Annotated in this window: 3 protein-coding genes; all 3 read right to left on the bottom strand. The window is 35.2% G+C overall.

The features are described 5' to 3' along the window. Positions 1-99 precede the first annotated feature (99 nt). On the bottom strand, positions 100-1,170 hold the full coding sequence (locus IAQ59_RS21310; RefSeq protein ID WP_209332882.1) for a 6-bladed beta-propeller: 1,071 nt from the start codon (positions 1,168-1,170) through the stop codon (positions 100-102). A 390-nt stretch (positions 1,171-1,560) separates the two neighbouring features. Further along, the gene (locus tag IAQ59_RS21315) at positions 1,561-1,878 is read right to left on the bottom strand and encodes a hypothetical protein (protein WP_209332883.1); all 318 of its coding nucleotides are present in this window, start codon (positions 1,876-1,878) and stop codon (positions 1,561-1,563) included. Positions 1,879-2,001: 123 nt separating this feature from the next. Then, positions 2,002-2,226 (bottom strand): hypothetical protein (locus IAQ59_RS21320; RefSeq protein ID WP_209332884.1); only part of this gene is annotated, 225 nt, incomplete at its 5' end.

The following is a 2,226-nucleotide window of genomic DNA, read 5'->3' on the forward strand; positions in this document are numbered from 1 at the left end:
CGCCTTCCTTGTCCACGATAAAATCGTCAAAGGCAAAATCCATATCAGGAAAATCATCCTATTCCATTGTTCCACAATCTATCTCTATAAACCATCTCTCTACTTAAAACTAATTCTATTCAACCGATATTCATAATCAGCTTCATTTGAATGGATAGAAATGAAATAAAGATTTCCTTCATAGGATTGATAAAGACAATTATTATTCTCGAAACTTTTCGCCTCTTTATAGGTTTTCAGAATTTCAAAATTTTCATCGATTTGATAAAATTTATCAAAACGTTTTCTAGATATACCCTCCTTTCCATCTTCGGGACTATATTCACCCACTTCCGCTTTGAGAATAATATGCTTACCTATTTTAAAAACACCTGTTACCAAGCTGCTCTCATTGAGCAATTCAATCATTTTATTTCGATTATTATTTACGATTTCGATAGCGCTCTCCTGAAGTTCTACGGTTCTAAACTCAGGATCATTCCAATTAACTATTTTTGACTCGTGGTCATCGAAATCAACGATGGTTATACCCAGTTCAGCCAGAGACGAAAAAAAAAGTTCTCCGCTTTCAACGGCCATTCCTCCAGAGCAAGCCATAATGCCCAATAGCTTATGTGACTCAGTAGAAAAACCAAAATCCTCGGTTGAGACGTGTTCCCCTAATTCAACTCGACTGACGTAAGGGCCATCAAAACCTCCTGTAATATAAAAAAACACATATTCATCCTTAACCTGGAAGTCTACAACAGCTTTCTTATAACCCACATGTTCATCCAATGGCTTTCCATATAGGTCAAAAATAAGCAGCTTAAGCTGAGTGCGACACCATACAAAGACCCTTTTTCCATCGGATCTAACAATGGAGGGTTCCATAAACTCATTGGGTCCTATCCCGGAATAGGCAATTTCGTACACCTGCTGTCCATCAAAATTAAAAATAAAAACCTTAGAAGGATTTACGGTAGAGACTACAAATCTACTGTCATCAATTAAGGCAAACGAAGTAATTTCGCCTAACAAATTTAAATTTTCATTAAGTGTGGAAATTTCTACTATTTCTAAAGATGTGGAAATCGAATCTATTTCGAAGTTAAACTTCCTATCTTCATTGCAACTAAAAAGAAAGAAACAATGAAAAACTAGCAATGTAAATTTACCTTTTATTTTCATTAGTTATGGCATAATGTAATAACATACTTTAATTTCAATATGTATATAATCTAAAATATATTCTATTTTATTACAGATTTTATATCTGTACTTATCTTAATAATACCCTATAAATATATGCTTAAAAAAGAACTAACAATCCACATAATTATTAATAATTTTCGTAAATACAAGCATATAAAATTCTCAAATATAAAAAAAGATATTTCTTCAAATGTCTAGTGAAACAGCATAAAAACCGCTTTTAACTATCCTTCAATAAAGGAATCCTTTGCAGTTTAATCCTTCTCAAAGGACTTTGGTCAAATACACATCAATTCTAGCTTAAACTCCCGAAAGGATATATATAAAAGCGATTTCCATGGATGAAACTACCTATTCATTTTTGGACTAACAATTATCTTTACATTTGAGTTGTCCTCCTGTAATACACGTGATTTTCGGAAATGACGGCCATCCGCCACCATACTCTACTGTAACATTCCAATAGGGGCAACATTGGTTTGCAAGCCCACCCGGTTGGCAATCACCACCACCTCCTTCACCCTGCGCATAAGCCCTATTCCCCAATTCAATCAAGGTCAAAGAAGGCAGCACCCTGTCCTTCTCAAACTCCAAGCTGATCATGATGTTAAATACCAGCATGACGCCGAATGCTCCCGCAGCGACCCACCGCAGCCACTTGCTCGTTTTTATATCTGTATTCATTTTTAATTTTGAGATGTATAAAATGATTGAGATTGAAAATTTATAGGACTTTTAAATATTTTTTGGAAAACTTTGGGGTGAAGTCTTCGGCTTTTAAAAGCTTGAGAATAATAACTCATGCAATCAATCTTTAAGTTTGACGATCATCAATATAGGGTTGTCTGATTTGTCCAAGGTATGAAGGGGTAATCCGATTTTTTCAGCTGAAATTTCACCTGTAAAATGTGCCAAAAACTCATGGGGATAGATTAATTTAAAAACCCTGTTGTCGGGCACCTCTCCATGAGGCCAAAAGGGCAACCCCCCATCCATGTCATTGTAAAAGGCAAAATGATAACCATTTCCCTT

Origin of the sequence: Lunatimonas salinarum (assembly GCF_017811155.1) — a bacterium.
Taxonomy (GTDB): domain Bacteria; phylum Bacteroidota; class Bacteroidia; order Cytophagales; family Cyclobacteriaceae; genus Lunatimonas; species Lunatimonas salinarum.

What these genes read in the sequence shown, in the direction of transcription:
- IAQ59_RS21310 (WP_209332882.1), bottom strand. Translation starts at nt 1,170, where the DNA reads ATGAAAATAAAAGGTAAATTTACATTGCTAGTTTTTCATTGTTTCTTT.
- IAQ59_RS21315 (WP_209332883.1), bottom strand. Translation starts at nt 1,878, where the DNA reads ATGAATACAGATATAAAAACGAGCAAGTGGCTGCGGTGGGTCGCTGCG.